This window comes from Faecalimicrobium sp. JNUCC 81 (assembly GCF_053667625.1).
Map to the genome: position 1 here is coordinate 3324633 of NZ_CM132203.1, position 19997 is coordinate 3344629.

The 19997-nt window shown below is 27.9% G+C and carries 20 protein-coding genes; 1 reads left to right on the forward strand and 19 read right to left on the reverse strand.

Translation table 11 applies throughout. The features are described from left to right. Window positions 1-98: 98 nt before the first annotated feature. From JNUCC81_RS16355 to JNUCC81_RS16380, 6 genes are all read right to left on the reverse strand, one after another. Entirely contained in the window at window positions 99-1832 is a 1734-nt protein-coding gene (locus JNUCC81_RS16355; RefSeq protein ID WP_454094439.1) for a methyl-accepting chemotaxis protein, read from the reverse strand. Between the two features lie 540 nt (window positions 1833-2372). Beyond that, complete coding sequence (dltB, locus tag JNUCC81_RS16360; RefSeq protein WP_454094440.1) at window positions 2373-3524, reverse strand: D-alanyl-lipoteichoic acid biosynthesis protein DltB; 1152 nt, start codon at window positions 3522-3524, stop codon at window positions 2373-2375. After that, window positions 3524-3829 carry a hypothetical protein gene (locus JNUCC81_RS16365; protein ID WP_454094441.1) on the reverse strand — a complete coding sequence of 102 codons (306 nt, stop codon included), beginning with the start codon at window positions 3827-3829 and terminating at the stop codon, window positions 3524-3526. The genes dltB and JNUCC81_RS16365 overlap by 1 nt, the downstream gene beginning before the upstream one ends. 124 nt (window positions 3830-3953) lie before the next feature. Then, window positions 3954-5144, reverse strand: coding sequence for a D-alanyl-lipoteichoic acid biosynthesis protein DltD (gene dltD / locus JNUCC81_RS16370; protein ID WP_454094442.1), 1191 nt, complete (start codon window positions 5142-5144; stop codon window positions 3954-3956). Window positions 5145-5471: 327 nt separating this feature from the next. Continuing rightward, a complete protein-coding gene (locus JNUCC81_RS16375; protein WP_454094443.1) occupies window positions 5472-5972 on the reverse strand; it encodes a CarD family transcriptional regulator in 501 nt (166 codons plus the stop codon). A 249-nt stretch (window positions 5973-6221) separates the two neighbouring features. After that, on the reverse strand, window positions 6222-6422 hold the full coding sequence (locus JNUCC81_RS16380) for a cold-shock protein (RefSeq protein ID WP_208333979.1): 201 nt from the start codon (window positions 6420-6422) through the stop codon (window positions 6222-6224). A gap of 328 nt (window positions 6423-6750) precedes the next feature. On the opposite strand from JNUCC81_RS16380, the gene JNUCC81_RS16385 reads away from it, so the two are divergent. Continuing rightward, complete coding sequence (locus tag JNUCC81_RS16385; protein WP_454094444.1) at window positions 6751-7509, forward strand: SagB/ThcOx family dehydrogenase; 759 nt, start codon at window positions 6751-6753, stop codon at window positions 7507-7509. Window positions 7510-7675: 166 nt separating this feature from the next. Here JNUCC81_RS16385 and JNUCC81_RS16390 read toward each other — a convergent pair whose 3' ends face one another. The 13 genes from JNUCC81_RS16390 to JNUCC81_RS16450 form a co-directional block, all read right to left on the reverse strand. Beyond that, window positions 7676-8116 (reverse strand): DUF134 domain-containing protein, encoded by a 441-nt coding sequence (locus JNUCC81_RS16390; protein WP_208333977.1) that lies wholly within the window; start codon window positions 8114-8116, stop codon window positions 7676-7678. A gap of 238 nt (window positions 8117-8354) precedes the next feature. Continuing rightward, the gene (locus tag JNUCC81_RS16395; RefSeq protein ID WP_454094445.1) at window positions 8355-8711 is read right to left on the reverse strand and encodes a NifB/NifX family molybdenum-iron cluster-binding protein; all 357 of its coding nucleotides are present in this window, start codon (window positions 8709-8711) and stop codon (window positions 8355-8357) included. 20 nt (window positions 8712-8731) lie between these two features. Continuing rightward, window positions 8732-9586 carry an ATP-binding protein gene (locus JNUCC81_RS16400; RefSeq protein ID WP_454094446.1) on the reverse strand — a complete coding sequence of 285 codons (855 nt, stop codon included), beginning with the start codon at window positions 9584-9586 and terminating at the stop codon, window positions 8732-8734. Beyond that, entirely contained in the window at window positions 9577-10407 is an 831-nt protein-coding gene (locus JNUCC81_RS16405; protein WP_454094447.1) for a P-loop NTPase, read from the reverse strand. The genes JNUCC81_RS16400 and JNUCC81_RS16405 overlap by 10 nt, the downstream gene beginning before the upstream one ends. Before the next feature lie 27 nt (window positions 10408-10434). Then, the gene (locus JNUCC81_RS16410; protein WP_454094448.1) at window positions 10435-10791 is read right to left on the reverse strand and encodes a NifB/NifX family molybdenum-iron cluster-binding protein; all 357 of its coding nucleotides are present in this window, start codon (window positions 10789-10791) and stop codon (window positions 10435-10437) included. A gap of 20 nt (window positions 10792-10811) precedes the next feature. Then, complete coding sequence (locus JNUCC81_RS16415) at window positions 10812-11636, reverse strand: Mrp/NBP35 family ATP-binding protein (protein WP_454094449.1); 825 nt, start codon at window positions 11634-11636, stop codon at window positions 10812-10814. Window positions 11637-11869: 233 nt separating this feature from the next. Continuing rightward, on the reverse strand, window positions 11870-13054 hold the full coding sequence (locus tag JNUCC81_RS16420) for a MalY/PatB family protein (RefSeq protein ID WP_454094450.1): 1185 nt from the start codon (window positions 13052-13054) through the stop codon (window positions 11870-11872). 155 nt (window positions 13055-13209) lie between these two features. Beyond that, the gene (locus tag JNUCC81_RS16425; protein ID WP_454094451.1) at window positions 13210-15261 is read right to left on the reverse strand and encodes a sigma-54 interaction domain-containing protein; all 2052 of its coding nucleotides are present in this window, start codon (window positions 15259-15261) and stop codon (window positions 13210-13212) included. Window positions 15262-15363: 102 nt separating this feature from the next. Then, the gene (locus JNUCC81_RS16430; RefSeq protein WP_454094452.1) at window positions 15364-16926 is read right to left on the reverse strand and encodes an alanine/glycine:cation symporter family protein; all 1563 of its coding nucleotides are present in this window, start codon (window positions 16924-16926) and stop codon (window positions 15364-15366) included. A gap of 431 nt (window positions 16927-17357) precedes the next feature. Then, window positions 17358-17813, reverse strand: coding sequence for a thioredoxin-dependent thiol peroxidase (gene bcp / locus JNUCC81_RS16435; RefSeq protein ID WP_454094453.1), 456 nt, complete (start codon window positions 17811-17813; stop codon window positions 17358-17360). A gap of 210 nt (window positions 17814-18023) precedes the next feature. Further along, window positions 18024-18140, reverse strand: a complete 117-nt coding sequence (locus JNUCC81_RS16440) for a CarD family transcriptional regulator (RefSeq protein ID WP_454094454.1) — start codon at window positions 18138-18140, stop codon at window positions 18024-18026. Window positions 18141-18403: 263 nt separating this feature from the next. Further along, window positions 18404-18841: a hypothetical protein gene (locus JNUCC81_RS16445; RefSeq protein WP_454094455.1), complete on the reverse strand. Its 438-nt coding sequence runs from the start codon at window positions 18839-18841 to the stop codon at window positions 18404-18406. Between the two features lie 71 nt (window positions 18842-18912). Beyond that, window positions 18913-19977: a sulfurtransferase gene (locus JNUCC81_RS16450; RefSeq protein WP_454094456.1), complete on the reverse strand. Its 1065-nt coding sequence runs from the start codon at window positions 19975-19977 to the stop codon at window positions 18913-18915. Window positions 19978-19997 lie beyond the last annotated feature (20 nt).

Sequence of the window (19997 nt, forward strand, 5' to 3'; positions counted from 1 at the left end):
CTTTAGGTATTATTTAAATATTTAACCTCTTTTTAAAACTATCTATAAAATGCCTTATTTAATAATTATGTCCGAATCAAATGTCTAAAGTTTCTATATTATTCATTTGTTGCAAAATAATCAGTTTCATCGCTATTGAAACTTATATTTCTTCTAGATCCATTTGTATCTTTTAATTCAAAGTTTTCAATAAGTGATTTTAGCATTTGCGCTTGTCCACTTAATTCTTCACTAGCAGCAGCACTTTCTTCTGATGTTGCAGAGTTAGTTTGCACTACTTCTGAAATTTGCTCTACTCCTAATGTAACTTGAGTTATTGCACTTGCCTCTTCTTCAGATGCTTTAGCTATATCATCAACTAATACAGTAGTTCTACTAGTTGTATTTATTATCTTTTGAAGTGACTCAGCTGTACTATCTACAATATTAGTTCCTTTTTCAACTGCTTCTATTGAATTTTCGATAAGCGTTGCTGTATTTTTAGCAGCCTCTGCTGACTTAGCAGCAAGATTTCTTACCTCATCAGCAACAACAGCAAATCCTTTACCAGCAGAACCTGCTCTAGCTGCTTCTACAGCGGCATTTAATGCTAATATATTTGTTTGGAATGCTATATCATCTATCGTTTTTATAATTCTTCCTATTTCATTAGAAGTAAATGAAATTTCTTCCATTGCTTTGACCATTTGCTTCATTTGTTCATTTCCATCTTTAACTTGACGAGCTGAACTTACTGTTAAAGAATTAGCTTTTCTAGCGTTATCTGCAGTATCTTTGATTTTGTCAGATATTTCTATAATAGTTGCAGATAATTCTTGGATTGCACTTGCTTGTTCAGTAGCACCTTGTGATAACATTTGTGATCCACTAGCAACTTGATCTGATGCCGCCCCAACTTCTTCCGCAGCTACATTTATTTGTGACATTGTTTCACTTAAATCATTAGTTATTCTATATACTGATTTTTCAATTTCCTTGAATACCCCTGTATATTCAACTTCAGTTTCAATATTGAAATTACCTGATGCAACTTCTCCTAATACACGAACTGAATCATTTATAATTTCTTTAGTTGTATTACTCATTTTACGCATACTATTTGCTAAAGATCCTAATTCATCTTTTGATTCATAATCAATATCAATATTATAGTCACCAACAGCCATTTTCTCTGCAGCTTCTTCTATCTCTTTGATTGGATTCTTTAATCTATTCGTAATATATAAACATATAGCTATACCTGATACTATAGTAAATATACTAACTCCTATAGAAGCAAACGTTGCTCTTGTTGATGTTTCTTTTATTCCTTTGTTAAATTTAATAGCATCAGCCTCTACTTGTTCATTAAAAGATATTGCATAATCAACACACTTGTCGTATGCATTAAAATATGGAGTGTTTGGCTCTGTTATTTCTACTGCTTTTTCGTAATTACCTTGACCTATAAGCTCAAGAACTTTATCACATTCTTGTTTTAAACTTTGTATTGATTGTTCAAGATTATCAACAAGTTTTTGATCTCCGTTAAAAGCTGATTTAATATTTTTAAGTCTTTTTGCAATACTATCAAATTCGACCGTCATTTTAGCTTTATATAATTCAAGGTTCTTTTCCATGATTGCATTACCTAGATATCTTCCAACAGCAACTAAATCTCTACGAATCCCCATAGATTCAGTTGTCGTTACATAAGGCCCCGTAAATAACTGTTGACTGAATTTTTCTGATTCTTTTAATTTACTTATTGTATAAAAACTTGAAAACGATGTAAGCACTAACAAAATACCAAAAGCTACGATTAGCTTTTTGCCTATTTTTAAATTCTTCATTACATATTCCTCCCCGCAATTTTTTTGTCATAATTTTTCTACATCATACAATAATTTTTTCTATTTAAATAATAAGTTCAAATAGCCAACGTTGTCTTTTCCTTAGATGTCTAAGCTCTAAATAAATTCCCATTTTAATAGCATGTAGAGCTATATTATTTTAATATTTATGATTTATATTTTTAAATCACAAATGATTCTTATATTCCGGTACACTTCCATAATTTTTGAAGTGCATGTTGATATTGTTGATGTCATATTCTAACAATTGTAATTTCCCAATTATTCTTATAACCTCAAATAGTTCGCCTCTTTTTTATACGGACAAATAGTTAAAAACTTTAGATATTCTGTAAAATAATTTCTTATATTGTAAGTTTATTTAATATTTTAAATATGCAGATATTTACAAATAATTTATAAATTAGACAAAAAAGTAATATAACTGACCATACATTTTTATAAGGAATTTAATTGTATAAAAAACAGGCACTCTTACGAGTACCTGTTTTTAATCTATATTCTATTTTTTATATCTCTTTATTTATTAAAGTATCCTGAGAAAATCAGTAACCCAAAACATGCAATATTAAAAGTTATTACAATTTGCACAATTTCAAACCATTTCTCTTTCTTATGCTTTTTATAAAATTTAGATTTCTTTTGATATATATCTGTTAGGATAAGTACTACCCCTTGATATACACCATATAAAATGTAATACCATGTTAAACCATGCCAAAATCCCATAGTTATCATTGTTATCATTTGAGCAACATGTGCTGCTGTAGCTCTCTTTTTAAATCTTTTCTTTCTCATAGAAGATATTACAAATCTTGAGAAAATATAATCTCCAAACCATCTTGAAAGACTTATATGCCATCTAGTCCAAAATTCTTTCATATCCTTACTTATAAATGGCTTGTTAAAGTTGTCCGGTGTTTTGATCCCTAGTATATAACTTGTTCCTACTGCAAATAAGCTATATCCTGCAAAATCAAAGAATAAATATAAACTATATGCGTACATATAATTTATTGAATTAACAAAATTAATTTCTGATGGAATCTTTGACATCCAATAAGTATTTATTAAAAATGCTATAACAAATTTATATCCAACTCCCATTAATATTTTACCAAATCCAGGAACTAGATAGTCATTTATATACTCTTCCTTCGGTATACTCTTTTCTAAGTCAGACTCAAATCTTCTTGACCTATCAATTGGACCTGAACTTAATGTTGGGAAGAATATTATAAAGTATAATGTTTTTAGTAAATTAACTTCTTTTATTGCCCCATCATAAATTTCGATTATCATTTGTATTGTTCTAAAGTTTAAATATGATATTCCTATAAAACCAATCACTCCAAATGATGTATGTGATGAAAGTTTATTTATTATTATAGGAAGCATTGAACTGAATAAGAATACCCAGTAAACATATTTATTTTTAGTCTTTTGTCTTATATAAAAATATCCTTTTATTAGACATATTTCAAATATCATAAACATCGTGAAATATAAAAGACTAACGTCTCTTCCTACGATTATAAATATCATGAATATACTTGCTATTATTCCATAATATTTTATGTTTTTACCTAGTAAACCTAATACTACTGCTGGTATTAATGTTAATAATAATATATAAAGGTAGAAGTAATCTCCGTATTGTGAAAAAGTCATTATAAGTCACCCATTAGTTTCTTTCCATCTATTTTCCCATTTGCATTCATAGGGAATTCATCTATAACAGCTTTGTTTCTAGGTATTATATATTGTGGCGAGTATTTTGATAATTCTTTCTTTATTAATGTACTATTTTTTATGTTAGTTAACTCGTTCTTTTCATCACCATGTACATATTTTAAATATAGGTCAATAGCTTCTGAATAAGCATCTAAATCTTTATATGAAAGTTTTTCACCTTCATAAATAGCTGCAATTATATCATCTTTTGCATGTTTTTTTATGCTTCCAATAATTTTCATAGTTATATCTCCTTATTAAAATTCATTATATACAAATGGTATTTGCTTAAATGGAGTAAATATTAATATTAATATGGCTAATATTATAATAATAGTAAAACAAACACTCATCATTAACTCTTTATTATTGGTCAAACTTTTTATATAGTTTTTCACAAAGATCTACCCACCCTTTCGTTCCAAGATGCATAACATCTCTTAAGTAATACTTTTCAGTTTCTTTATCTCTTAAATCAATTGATTCAAAATCATATTTTTTAGCTTCATCTATTACTTTATCGTAAAATTCATGTCTTTCTTCTTTCGATATACCAGTTAGGTTATAATATCTATCCATAGAGGGCAGAACTACTACTACTGGTTTTATTCCTAATTCTTTACATACTTGTAACTCAAGTTCGTAATCCTTAAACTCTACCGATTCTAATAAGTTTACATCTTTATATCTATCTTTAAATTTATCTATACCCTCTTTAAAGTTTTCATTATAATAATATTGATCGATAGCTAACTCGTTATTACCTACTCTATGTTTAGCCTCTTCTATAGCTAAACTTTTTTCTTTTTCCCAATCAATTTTACCTTTTTCTTTATATGATTTTGCATTTTCTGAACGTAATAATTTTTTGTAAAGTAATCCTTTTTCTTTAAGTCTTACAAAATATTTTCTTAGCTCAAAGTATGGTTTTAGTAAAAACTTTTCAGTTTTTGATGTAAAATCATTTGAATTGTATAGTTTCGAATAAACATATTCTGGTTTATATTCATTAGATGTGCTTAAAAGATTCTCACTTCTAGCAACTAACTTATCTTTACTGTCTTTAGATAATTTATTACTGTCTAGGAAGTTATAAAATTGCGATGGAGAAAATCTAAGTTGATAGTGTTCTCCACTAACACCTTCTTTATCCATAAACCATTGCATAGATACTAATAAAACAACTTTTCTATCCTTGATTTCTGGATTTAGACTCCCTAATGTTGCTGTATGTTGAAGGCTTTGAGTGAATGGTCTTCCTATGGCTGCTAAACCATTTTTACTCCTATTTGTATTGAAGTAATTGGTTGGATGCTGTCTCTTTATAGCTGAACTTAATTCAGATGAACCCATCATAAGAATATCTTTTTTTGATAAAAAATAATTATTTGCTATACTACCCTTATCTTTTGTATCACTTATCGGGTCATTCATTATCTTAGTTAAATCTTTTTCTTTTAATAAACCTTTTATCTCAAAATCTAAAAATATATTTATTAATAATACAAATATTACACCCACTGTAATAGGCATAAGTATATAAACTAATTTTTTCATACTGTTCTCCTAACTCCCTGAATTTTTTAATCTAATTAAGCCCGTTTACATTATATTAGTATTGCATTTTTGATTTATTTCGTCTATATAATTTATTCCTTTGTTACTTTTTGTTACTTTTTAGCTGATACTGTTTTATTTATAAATAAAATAAAAAAGAGTATTGATGACTAAGTCAATACTCTTTTTTATCCTGATTATAAAAATGAACCATCAAAATAATATCTACTATTTTCTTGGTCCGTAAAATTTTGTAAATTCCATTTTTGTTATAATATAATTATATTTACTCTAATTACAATCTATATAAATGTCTTTTATTTATTTTCAATTATTTATTTTTTCTTTGATATAGGTTTCTACTTCTTCCCTAGGTATTCCTAAAACAACTGAAAATTCATCATTAATTAAGCCTTGAGCTATTTTCATGAATTTTTCATCTATTTGACCAAGTTTTTTTCCCTTAGTTGTTGCATTAGCTTTCTTAGTATAAATACCAGATATTACAGCCAATAAATCTACACATTCATGTGTTTCCATAAATTTTTTATAGTGAGATTGTAATAACCTTGAGTTTTTCTCATTACATTCCATTTCTTTCATAGAAGGAATAAGTTCAATCAGTTGTTGGACTTCTTCGTATGTAATAATAGCTCTCATAAACACACTTGTATCTGTTGGTGTATATATCTTTCCATTTTCATATACTGGTTTAAGTGTATAATAATCTCTCTTTTTACTAATACCTGAAATATTAAGTGTTCCTATATCTTCTACTTCACATACTCCATCATTACCATAAATAATAAATTCTCCAATTTTGTACATACTTTTATACCTCCCATTTTACTTTATATTCGAAAAATAGAACTCAACCCATTTAACTGGGCGCGTATTTCTAAAGCTGTACTTTTTTACTAATATATAGCTATATTTTTAATTTATTAGTAAGGTAAGTTCTAAGTTTGAATTATTTTCTATATTAATTAATATTTATAATATTATGATTAACGCTTTATGTTATTTTACATATAAAAAAAGATTCATCAAAGAATCTTTTTCAAAACAATGTATATATTATAATATAGTTATGTTTTCTGCTTGAGGTCCTCTAGCACCTTTAACTATGTCAAAGCTTACTTTTTGACCTTCTTCTAATGATTTAAATCCATCTGTTTGTATAGCTGAGAAATGAGCGAAAACATCATCTCCACCTTCTACTGATATAAATCCAAAACCTTTTTCATTATTAAACCATTTTACTATTCCGTTATTCATATAACTTCTCCTATTAAACCTGCATCAAGATATTCTTGATTTGTTTTGTATCTCTACAATATTCATTATAGCACGAATCAATAATAATAGATACTATTATAATCTATATTCTTTATTTATTAAATTTTCCTTAGTCTCAAATATTGATAAAAATATTTTTTAGGTATCAATTTTAATATATTTCATTAATTGATACGAATTTTAAAGATTACCTCCACAATTTTTGTTCGATATCTAACAAAACTCTTGTGATTATAATCACATACCGTATAAATAAATATATGTTACGATAAGCATAAAAAATATAAATTTTAATAAGGAGACATTTATGGATAAAATCAAACAAAATAGAGACTTTTTTAAATCTGATTTTGAAATACTAAAGCATATAAAAACAGATAAACAAAAAGGAATACCTGCTCCTTCTTTTCAAAAAGAATATGATTCAAATTCAGATTTAATAGAATTACCTCCTGTAAGTAAAGATATTTTAGTTAAACCTAACGTACTAGATTGTATAAATGATAGAAGAAGTATAAGAAAATATAGTAATGAAAAAATAAATTTAGGTGAACTTTCATATTTACTTTGGTCTACTCAAGGAATTCAAAATGTAAAAAATAAATTCAGTGCACTAAGAACAGTACCTTCTGCTGGATGCACTCATCCATTTGAAACATATTTAATAATAAATAATGTTGATGATTTAAGATGTGGAATTTATAGATATTTACCTTTGGAACATAAACTTCTATTTGTAAAAACTTTAGAAAATATAAACGATGAAATAAATAAAGCAACTCCAAACCAGCCTTTTGTTCAAGATTTTGTATCTAAAAGCGCAGTTGTATTCGCTTGGAGTTGTATTCCATATAGAAGTGAACATAGATTCAGTATAGCAGCTCATAAAAAAATACTTATAGATATTGGTCATGTTTGTCAAAACCTTTATATAGCATCAGAGTCTCTTGACTATGGTACTTGTGCAATTGGAATTTATGACCAAGACATAATTGATAATATGCTAAATTTAAATGGTGAGGATGAATTTGTAATTTATATGGCTTGTTTAGGTAAAAAACTGTAGCTAAATACTTAAAAGTATAGATCTAAAAAGTGCCTTAAAAATAAGCCACTTTTTAGATCTATACTTTTATATTACATAAAAAAGAAGCTAAAAACATTTATATGCTTAAGCTTCTTATAAATTGTAAAATCTGTGTATAGTTTACTATGTTGCATATTTATATTAATTACTCTCTTTTATCACACCATTTTTTACAAATATCTGCTTTTTTACTACAAAGGACTTTCTCTGATTTGCAAGAAGGACATTTCTCTTTATCTTGTTCATAATTTATTTCATAAATATTTCCACAATCAATACATTTAAACTTACAGTGCTTTGATCTATAATTCCCACCATCTATTTTTATAGCATTTCCTTGAGTTAAAGCAACTGCTACTTTTTTTCTAGCAGCATCTATAATATTTTGAAATGTTTGTCTAGAAACCTTCATCTTCTTTGCACATTCTTCTTGATTAAGCCCTTCAATATCTTTAAGTCTCATCGCTTCAAGTTCTTCTAGCTTTAAATTTATTTCCTCTATTTCACACTTTGGCTTCCCTATTGGAGCAAAATATGTATCTTTTGGAAAAAACTCTACTGTTCTAACCTTTGTTGGTCTTGCCACCTTAATTCCTCCCTACACGTGGTATATAGTTGTATAAACATAATATTTAAATCATTTATCTAAGCTATTATCTACCTCTAATTTTTATCTTAAGTTTAATCAATAAAAATTCATATTTGACTATTTATATCAATTATACTCTTACATTTCAATCATTTAAAGTAGATATAATATAGATTTTAATATATACTTATTTTGCTATTTACAACTGTGTAAGTAACTTTAAAGTTTTATAAATTTAGTCATTACAATGACCTTCGTGTGCATGTTCTTTGCATATACTTCCTGTTGATTTTAAATTTCCATCTATATACATTTTTATTACATCATCACTTGGTCCACTTGCTCCAACTATTACTTCTATATTATTATCCGCAAAAAGTTGTTGTGCTGTTTCTCCCATACCACCAGAAACTACAACATTTACGTCTAATTCTTTTAAAAATACAGGTAAGTATCCTGGTCTATGTCCTGGATTCTCTACAAATTCTTTTTTTAATATTTTATTTCCATCTAATTCATATATTTCAAATCCTTCACAATGACCAAAATGTCCACTTACATGGTTTCTTTCACTTGCAACTGCTATTTTCATTTTAATTTCCTCCTTGAAATTTAATAAATTTTTATATTATTTTTTATATTATTCCACATATCTTCAATTGCACTCTTAGCTATACTATCGCTATAATTAGTTATAGGTTTTAACTCGTTTATAGATTTCATAACTATATTGTCATATGGAATTTTACCAACCAATTTTAAACCTTTGTATATTGTAAAATCTTCTATCTTTATAGATACTTCATTATTAATATCATATTTATTTATACACACCATAGTGTAGATATCAAAGTGTTCACATAATTTTACTACTCTCTTTAAGTCTTTAAGTCCTGACTTTGTTGGCTCTGTAACAATTAATACTGCATCACTTCCAGTTATAGATGATATAACTGAACATCCTATTCCAGGTGAACCGTCGACTATAGTTAACTTTCCATCTTCATTAGCACTATTTCCATTTTTTCTTAATTGTGTAATCAATTTTCCTGAGCCGTCACTTCCTATTTCCATCTGTGCTCTTGAAATTATACCTTCATTTAATTCAGTCAAAAATATATCTGCAACCTTTTCATCTTTTAATTGTATTGCATCATATGTACAAACTAATGTACAAGCTCCGCAGCCTTCACAAAGAAATTGATTTATTTTATAATCCTCTATTGCCGAAAATTTGCATACTACTTCACATCTTCCACACTTTTTACATATACGATTATCTATTAAAGCCTTTTTTCCAACAACAAAAGCTTCTTTTTTTATATCTTTACCTTCATAAAACAGGTAAAAATTAGGTGCATCTACATCGCAATCTACTCTTACTACATCTTTTGAAAGTTCTCCTAGCGCTGTTGCAATCGTCGTCTTACCTGTTCCACCTTTTCCACTTAAAACAACTAATTCCAAGATAACACCTCACTTATTCTATCTGAAAGATTATCAAAAATTACTTTATGATTTAAGTCATCATATAATCTTTCTCCTTTAGAATATAACCTAGCTGTATTTTTGTTATATGGTATTGTTCCTATTATGTTAATATTTTCTTTCTCACTGTATTTTTTTACTATATTGTCTTTTCCATCATCTTTATTTATAACTATTCCAAAAGGTATATTATAATTTTTAACCAGTTCTATAGCCATTTTTAAGTCATGTAACCCAAATTGTGATGGCTCTGTTACAAGTATAGCAACATCAGCAAAACTTAAAGTATTAACGACATTACATGAAGTTCCTGGAGGGCAATCAATTAAATTAACTCCTTTATGTAGATTCTTTAAAAGCTTTTTTATAATAGGTACTGCCATTGGCTCTCCTATGTTTAAAGTCCCTCTACTACAATCTGTATTATTTGTTGTACCAATTTCTATTTTTCCAATTTCTCTTTTATCATAAGTTATAGCATCATACTTACATGAAATCGAGCAAGACCCACAACTATGACACAGCTTCTCAAACAAAATAATATTATCTCTTACTTTTGCTAAAGCATTGAATTGACATACATCTGCACATTTGCCACAATGTGTACACTTATTTTTTTCTATAATAGGATATTCAACCATGACCTTTTCTTCTTTATTTATAGTAGGCTTCAAAAATATAAACCCATTTGGCTCTTCTACATCGCAATCTATATAATTTGCTTTTAATGCAAGTGCTAGATTAGTCGATACTGTTGTCTTTCCTGTACCACCTTTTCCACTAAGCACAGCTATGTTCAATATCTATTCATCTCCAATCTAATAACTTTATCCTTGGTGTGAGGCTTTGCATGATTTTATTTCTTCAAGTTCTCCATTATTATATTTTTCAAGAGCTAAATCTATAGATATAGACTGACACTTATATGCTTTTATTCCAGCCCCTTCAACAAGATTAAAAGCATTCGGTCCAAGACTTCCTGTTATAATCACATCTATATTTTCTTCTATTAATTGATTAGATGTAGCTATCCCTGCCCCACCACTAGCACTTTGTCCTTTATTACTGATTGTTTTAACTTGTTTGTTATTTGTATCATAAATTTTAAAATATTCACATCTGCCAAACCTTGTATCTGATGTATTTTCATTAATTTTTCCCTTTGCTGAAATTGCTATTTTCATATAACACCCTCATCTCCTATTTATTGTTTTAAATCATCTATTATAATTGTTGATATTAGATCAAAAATTGACTTAAGTTCTTCATCTTCAGTTTTATTTTCACTTAAGTTGCTTATACTATTTAGCATAGGAAGTTCTCCTAAAAGTTTTAAATTCATTTCATTTAAGAATTTATTTGTACTTTCTCCGTTAAATAATTTTATTTTTTTCCCACAGTCTTCACAATTTATATAACTCATATTTTCAATAACACCTAAAATGTTTATGTCCATTTTCCTTGCCATATTTACAGCCTTTGAAACTATCATAGATACAAGGTCTTGTGGTATAGATACCATAACTATTCCGTCTATAGGTATTGATTGCATTACAGTTAATGCAACATCACTTGTCCCTGGAGGCATATCAATAAGTAAATAATCTAAATCCCCCCAAATAACATCTGTCCAAAATTGTTTTACTACACCTGATATCATAGGACCTCTCCATATTACTGGATCATCTTCATTATCTGTCATTAAATTCAATGACATTACTTTTATACCGTCATGATTTTCAACAGGTAAAATATTTTCATCTATATAAGATACTTTTTTATCCCTAACTCCTAATAACCTTGGAATACTTGGACCTGTTATATCTGCATCTAGTACACCTACACTATATCCTTTACGTTTTAGTGATTTTGCAATAAGTGAACAAATTGATGATTTCCCAACTCCACCTTTTCCACTCATAACACCAATAATTTTCTTTACGTTATTTAATTCGTTATTCTCTATCATACAACTTTCTTTGTCCCTTGAACATTTTTCATTTGATGGACATGTATTACAATTAGCCATAACTTCATCTCCCACCCCTTATTATTAGCATATGCTAATTAAATAGTAGCATTACTAGTAGTTATTGTCAAATGCCAATAATATTTTTAATAAATTATAAGAATATATAAGTATAAATAATGCTATTAATTTGTTTCTGTGTTTAAGTTATGTTATTTAAATATAAAAAGGAATTATTAACTTCTAGAAGTTAATAATTCCTTTTTTGCTTCATTAAAAAATATTCCACATACTTATTTATTAATATATTTAACAGCCTTATTTACTCTTTCTAAAGCATCTTGTACCATGTCCTTTGAACAAGCTATATTCATTCTAAAGAATCCTGAACCTGTATTTCCAAATAAACTGCCTCCATTTAATGCAACCTTTCCTTCTTCTATAAGAGCTTTTGATATTTCTTCATTACTTAAATTTAATCCCCTAAAATCTAACCATACTAGGTATGTTCCCTCTGGCTTTGTTATTTTTACTTCTGGCATATTCTCATTTACATACTCCATAACTAAGTTAACATTATCTTCTAAGTACTCTAATAACTCACATAGCCATGCTTCACCTTTGTTAAATGCAGCCTCCATAGCAACTAAGCTAAACGGATTATTTCGTCTTATATCTAATGCTGCTAACTTAGCATCAAATAAACTTAATTCTTCTTTTCTTGGGAATACTGCAAATGATGCTTGTAATCCAGCTATATTAAATGTTTTGGTCGCTGAAAAACATGTAATTGTTATATCTTCTACTTCTTTAGATAATGAAGTAAATGCTATAAACTCATGTCCTTTATAAACTAAATCTCTCCATATCTCATCTGCTATAACTCTTACATTATATTTCAAGCATATATTAGCCATTTTTTGTAACTCTTCTTTTTTCCAAACTCTACCTACTGGATTATGAGGATTGCATAATATAAACCACTTTAAATTCTTATCCTTTGCCTTAGCCTCAAAATCTTCAAAGTCTATATGCCAGTTTCCATCAGTATCTTGTACTAATTCATTTTCAACTAATATCTTATCACTATTTTTTACAGTTCCTGCAAATGGTGGGTACACAGGTGTTTGTATCATTATTTTATCTGTATCTTTTGTAAAGTATTTTAATATTATAGATATAGTTGGTATAACACCTGGAGAGTGTATTATTGTAGATAAATCTATATCATAGTTATATCTTTTCTTTGTCCAGTCTATTGCACTTTGATAGTATGAATCTGGTCTTGATACATATCCAAATATTTTTTGATCTAATTTATTTTTCATTTCTTCTAATATTTCTGGTGCTGTTTCAAAGTCCATATCAGCTATCCACATAGGAAGTAATTCATTACAACCAAAGTTTTTTCCCATCTCATCCCATTTAGCCGAGTTATTTTTTATTCTATCTACCTTTTTATCAAAATTGTATCTCATTATAAATACCTCCATAATATTTAATTTTCTATAATTTATTACAAGCAAAAAACATGCCATATTTAATAATTCAATTTAGAATTTATTTTTATGCATGTTTCTTATGTTTTTAATTATTTAATTGTATTTTTATGTATTAATTGTATTATATTGTTTTATAATATATCTTTCATTGATTTAATTGTTTCTATTCCCTTTTGAGTAAGTTTTGTTCCACCTCGTCCTTTACCTATCGCAACAATACCATCTAACTCTAATTCCAATAATATCTTTCTTATTTCAACTTCACTAATATATATATTTTCTTCCCTAGCTTTTTTTAATATAGCTGGTCTACCAATACCTCTTAACTGAAGCATAGCTTCTTTCATACATCTTAGAATAAATTTTTTTCCTTCATCAAAACTACTATTTTCATCATAATAAGCTATTGTATTTTCATTATATTCTTTTATTAAATCTTCATCTTCTAAAAAGTATTCTTGTAAATCTTCTAACTCTATTACATCTTTATCTATATAATTCAAAAACTCTATACAATTTATAAGTTCTCTTAAATTCCCTTCCCACTTATAATTTAATAAAAATGCTTCTGATTCTTTACTTAACTCATATACTAATCCTTTGTTAGCTTTGATATGATTAAATAATATTAAAATATCATTCCCTCTATCTCTTAAAGGTGGAATTTTTAATGGTAATACATTTAATCTGTAATATAAGTCACTTCTAAACTTTCCTTGTTTACTTAATTCTTTTAAGTTTCTATGAGTAGCCGCTATAATCCTTATGTCTACATGTATAACTCTATCTCCGCATATCCTCATTACTTCTCTTTCTTGTATTACCCTCAATAGCCTTGTTTGTAGATGTAGTGGCATTTCACCAATTTCATCTAAAAATATCGTTCCATTATGAGCAATTTCAAATAATCCCATTCTTCCACCTTTTTTTGCACCAGTAAATGCACCTTCATCATATCCGAAAAGTTCACTTTCTAGTAAATTTTCCGGTATAGCAGCACAGTTTATAGCAACAAACTGATAATCTTTCCTATATGAAGCATTATGAATAGATTGGGCAAAAAGCTCTTTTCCAACCCCTGATTCTCCTGTTATTAATATAGATAAATCTGATTTAGCCATTTTATTAGCTCTCTTTTTTATATCCTCGATTGCTTTTGAGCTACCTTTTATATCTTCAAAATTGTACTTTGCTACATATCCTTTTTTCACTAATTGTTTTCTTAAATTATGTTGGCTTTTTTCTTTTTCTTCAAATCTTTCAAATATCATTATAATTCCAGTAATTTCTCCCACAGTTTCCACCGGTACTGCCTTAAATGATATATTACAGTTATTTATTTTAATTAACTCAACATCTAAAGATCTCTTCTTCTTTATTGCTCTAGTTATAGATATGTGATTTATTATCTCACTTATATTCATTCTATCAAAATCCATTTTTCCTAGATTTAGTATAGATTTTGCTTTTTCATTTATAGTATAAATATGACCGTAAACATCTGTAACTATAATACCTTCATCTATAACATTTATTAACTCTAAAAATCTACTTTCAAGCACATTTGTATCATTTATTAACTTAGATATACCTATTGATGGTTTTTTTAATTTTTTAAAATGGTTTATAATTTTTTTACTCTTTAAAATATCTTCTTGTTCTATACTTATAGCTGTATCTATAATTGTACTCATATCTAATGTTCTATCATCTATATCTATAATATCTTCTACCCAGTGTGGTGCTACATGCGCCTCTCCTGTTGTAAGCACAAAATCAGTTTGGACAGTATTTACCTTCCCTAAATAATATGGCACAAAATCATATTCATCTAATCCAACTTGTCTAAATAGTGCAATTGTTTCCATAGTCATTTCTGGGCTATAGTTTACTACCATTATTTTAGAATTTTTAGGTATCTTCTTGATTTTTTCATACTGTTTCTCATTAATAGTTGTTCCAATTATTATAACTTTACCTCTTGGATTTATGTATTTTTTTACTTCTACATATATAGAATATATTGATATTAAGTATAAATCTGCTTCTATTTCAAAATCTATATACCCTTTATCATATGAATAAGTTTCAACCTCTATTTTCCCTTCAAATAAATATTCTAAAACATCCTTATGAAAATTTGCCACTTTATCAAAATTAGTTATTACTACAACTTTTTTCATATTTCCTCCAAGTGTTCTAATATATATCTTAATTATACTATATAACACTGAATAAAAAATAATAAGGATACCCTATTAGGCATCCTTATTATTTTTATGTAATTACTCATTTCCTATCTTATCAAGCACTTCACTAACTCTCCAACATTCTGTTTCTATACCTATATCAGTAGAGACAAATCTATTTCCATTAGAATTTTCATAGTTTTTAAGTGCTTTTAATACTACCTTACTTCCTATTAATAATGCAGGTACGTTACACATAACCATTACTATAGCAACAAAGTCAGATATATACCATAGGTTTCCTAACTCAAATCCACCTAATACTGTTAAAACTCCAAATGGAACGAAGAATAATGCTCCTATAAGTCTTATAATCTTTATAAAAGTTCTATTCTTACTTATAGAGTTTGCTGATACTTCTGCAAATAATATTAACCCTATTATAGTTGTAAATGAGAACAACCCATAACATAAAGAAACTACTGATGCAACCATATTATCAAAAGTTACACCTGGAACTAAGTGTTGTACAGATGTTAAAAATACAGTAAGCTTAGATTCTCTTATTGATTCCCATACTACTCCTGAATCTCCTGACCATATTTGTGCTACAACTACAACAAACGCTGTCATCGTACAAATTACCATAGTATCTAAAAATACTCCTAATGATTGTACAAATCCTTGCTCACATGGATGATTACATTCTGCTATAGCCGCAGCTGGAGTTACTGAACCTTGTCCAGCTTCATTTGACATAAGCCCTCTCTTAATACCTTGAGCTAAAACTATACCAAAAGCCCCACCAAATACAGCCTTTGGAGTAAATGCTCCACCAAATACTTCTGTGAAAAATCTAGGTATTAATGGTATATTTAATAAAATTAATCCAAATATAAGTAGGCTATATATAACTGCCATAACAGGAACTAACTTATCTGTTACATTTGTAACACCATGTATCCCGCCTATAACCGCACATAAAACTGTAACTATTACTGCTATACCTACTACATAATAAACTATAGATTGTCTATCAAATGTTTGACCTGCTACTCCTTCTGCTAGAGAAACAAGTCCAGTTATCATGTGAAACGTTTGCCCAGGGATGCTAAATAAGGCATACATTATAAATACACAAGATATAATTATTCCTACTATACGTTTATCACCTAATATCTTCTTTCCATAGAAAGCAAGTCCACCTACATAGTTGTCACCTTCTTGTTCTTTAAATATCTGAGATAAAACTGCTTCAGAGAAAGATGTTGCCATACCAAAGAATGCCGATATCCACATCCAAAATACTGCTCCTGGTCCTCCAACTGATATTGCCCCTGTTACCCCCATTATATTACCAGGACCTATTCTCATAGCAGAGCTTAGTAAGAATGATGCTAATGGACTTACACCTTTATCAGATGATTTACTTGATACTAATGATTTTATTCCTGATTTAAAGTATTTACATTGCACAAATCCTGTCTTAAATGTATAAAAAACTCCTGTACCTAATAAAAACAATATTGAAAATGCAAAATTACCTAATATCGGTATATTTTTATACCATTCAAAATTAGTTGGAAAATCCCATAAAAAATCTGCTATCGGTACTATAAATTCGAAAAACTGGTTTACGCTATTAAAAAGTGCCTCCATCGTTTTCTCCCTCCATTTTTTCATTTATATTTCTGTATTTTTATATAAGCAATATCTGTGCCATATTTTAATTTATATTTTTTATCTCTTTTTTTATTGAATTTGATTAATTTTCATTTTAGAATTGTATTTTATTGTTTATTATATATATAAATTGTATTTTATTGGATAGAATGCATTTAATAAAATTTAATTGTTTTATAATTGTATTTATATGTGTTAAAGTGTATAAATATATTTTAATACATATGTTAATACTTTTCTCACTTTAATTTTCAATTTCTAATTAGATTATTCAAAATAAAAAAGACATTGATTTCAATCAATGCCTTTTAATTTATTTTAATATTAGATAAAATTCATAAAATCATACCCAAGACTATATTTAATATTGTACTCATAAATTTTTAATTTACCTTATTAAAAGTTATCTATCCTAAGTACTCTAGTATCTCGCCTACATTTTTATCAGTTTTAACTTTATCATATACTTTTTCTATAATTCCATTTTCATCTATAATATAGGTAGTTCTAACAACCCCAAATCCTACTTTTCCATATAGTTTTTTTTCTTGCCATACATCATAAGCTTTTATAGATTCAAGTTCAGGATCCGATAATAGTATAAATGGTAATTCATTTTTTTGTGCAAATCTTTCGTGTGATTTTATACTATCTTTACTAATTCCTATTACCACAACATCTTTTGACTTGAATACTTCATAGTTATCTCTAAATGAACATGCTTGTTTAGTGCATCCTGGTGTACTATCTTTTGGATAGAAGTATAATACTACTTTTTTATTTTTAAAGTCTGATAGACTTACTGTGTTTCCTTCTTTATCTTGTAATTTAATTTCTGGTGCTTTTATTCCTGCATCTAACATATTTTTACTCCTCCGATTCGTATTTATTAAATATATACCAAATATATTTCAGACTTAAACTGATAACTTATCTCAAAATCAATTGAAAGTCTTCCAATTATATCTACATAGTTTAAAATACTTTATTTAGGTATATGACTTGAAATATATGAAGTTACTTAATCTAGAGAGATACTTAAAATAACTGCAAACTCTTAATTTAATAATCTTTTAGCTTCTTTCATAATATTTTCTTCGCTCATCATTTATAAATTTCTTGTTAGTTATATCTAAAATCTTACATACCCCTGTAATACCATACATTATATAATCATCAACCTTAAACATTAAACCCTCGCCATCCTTAATAAAATAAAAAAGTAGCTTTGACAACTGGGCTTACGTTATCAAAACTACCCTCTGTATAATCATATTATAAAATTTTAATGTAAGTGAAATTTTTATTTTGAGATATATAATTTTATTTTATATAGATCAACATTTTATTCCATCGAACACATTTGCATGATTCATTATAGTTTATTCATTTTGCTCTAAAAAATTTATTCCTTCATCTGTAATTATAAATTCTCCACCGACATATAGCTTTTTTATAACTTTTCATTCTTATACCAAATAACTCCTATAAAGGTTTTTATGATCTGAATCAATGTAATTAACCCAAATATAGCAGTTATATAATAAAATGCTCTTATTTCTTCCGCTGAATATATTAATATAAATCCTGTAAAAGAAAATACTAGTATAACCATCGTAATATTCATAGTAGTTACTATTTTTTTTAACATATTCTTTCTTTTCATATAAAGTATTAGTACTAATAACATTAGTATAGTAAGTCCTATTATAGATGCATATTGTATATTCGCTATAGGATATTGCTCTTCCCAAACATAATTCTTATGCACGACATGTCGTAACATTCCCATTTTCTTCTGTGTAAAGTAATTTACCATATACGCTCCAATTAACATCAAAACCTCTAATACCGTAGTTACTATATAAAAAATCTTTTTTGCTTTTTCCATATAAATATCAACCTCATTGCCTATAATTTAATATAAGCACTGCAATTAATACAGTGCTTATATTCTATAATTTATTTTGAAGCTTTATCTGTTGGTAGTTTATCTACTGTAGTATATTCACTATTACCACTCTTTGGATCTCCTACTTGTACAGGAAGTTTATTATTCATTTGCCATTCATTCCAACCACCATCATAAACAGTCATTCCTTCCCATCCTGCGTCATAACCAATTAACCAAGGAACTGAAGCTCTCCAACCAGTTCCACAATAGAATGAAAGTTCATTCTTTTTAGTAATATCAGAATCTGACCATAACTTTTCCATTTCTTCAGCAGTTATAACAGTTCCATCTTTGTGTATATAATCTTGCATATTATATGGATCACTTCCTGCATGTCCCCAAACTGCACCTTTAGGTTCACCAGCTCTGTCTATATAAGTATATCCGCTTGTTTTACCATCAAACTCTTCTTTACTTCTTATACTTACTAAACGGAAGTTTGAATCATTTTTTAATTTCTCTTGAACTTTGTCTATTGATATCCAATATTCCGGATGTGCTGGAACAGTTGTCCCAAAATCTTTTGCTGGTGTTGCTTTTTCTATTTTAGTTTCTGTTTCGTAACCTGCTTTTTTCCAAGCATCAAGTCCACCATTTAAAACTTTTACATTTTCAACGCCTGCCCAAAGGTATGCATATGCCACTCTACTTACTGCTGAAATATCTGTTCCATATAAGATAACAGTTTTATCTTTTGTTACTCCTAAATCTAACATACCTTTTTCAACTACTTTAGGCTCTGATATATTCCAAATTGGTTCAGATTCAATGCTTGAAGTATCCACATGTAACGCTCCTGGAAGATGTCCTTTTGTATAAGTTGGACTATCTTTATAAGTCCCCCATGAAACTTCTAATATAGTATAATTTTTAGACTCTGGTTGATTTCCATCTATTACACTTTGTACCCAGTCTGGTGATACAAATACTTTTTTTGCGTCTACTTGTTCTGCCTTTACATCTGTTTTTTCTTTATTTGTATTTTGAGAATCATTTGAAGGCTTGCTACACCCTACACCTATTGCTGCTACTATTGTAACACCAACTAACGCACTAATTAATTTTCTTTTCATAATTATCCTCCGTTATTTTT